1 protein-coding gene and 1 pseudogene are annotated in these 508 nt (G+C 60.0%); both read right to left on the bottom strand.

Going from position 1 to position 508, the window contains the following annotated elements; translation table 11 throughout:
* A pseudogene (gene merP, locus BMG07_RS41005) lies at positions 1-262 on the bottom strand (mercury resistance system periplasmic binding protein MerP); the annotation flags it as partial.
* A 13-nt stretch (positions 263-275) separates the two neighbouring features.
* A partial coding sequence (locus BMG07_RS41010) for a mercuric ion transporter MerT (protein ID WP_269759925.1) occupies positions 276-508 on the bottom strand: 233 nt, incomplete at its 5' end.

Genomic DNA, 508 nt, shown 5'->3' on the forward strand with positions numbered 1-508 from the left:
CTGGACGGATAGCCCGCGTCCTCGGTCGCCTTGGTCAACTTCTGGACGTTGGTCTTGGCATCGTCGAAGGTGACGACGGCCTGGCGCTTGTCAAACTTACGTCGGTCTTGCTCACGCCCTCAACCTTGGAAAGCGCGTGCTTGACAGTGATCGGGCAAGAGGCGCAGGTCATGCCAGGCACGGACAGCGTGACGGTCTGAGTGGCGGCGAACACGGGGGCAACGAAAGCGGCGAGAGCGAGGGAGGCAAACAGCTTTTTCATGATGAACTCCTGATTAGTAGAAAAATGGCATGACGTAGGGAAAACCAAGCGCGACCAAGACCAACACGGCGACGAACCAGAAAATGAGCTTGTAGGTGGTGCGCACTTGCGGAATCGCGCACACCTCGCCCGGCTTGCAGGCTGCGGTCGGTCGGACGATGCGCCGCCAGGCAAAGAACAGTGCAACCAGCGCCGCGCCGATGAAGATCGGCCGATACGGCTCCAATACCGTCAGGTTGCCGATCC

This window comes from Variovorax sp. E3 (assembly GCF_016082275.1).
GTDB lineage: Bacteria > Pseudomonadota > Gammaproteobacteria > Burkholderiales > Burkholderiaceae_C > Variovorax.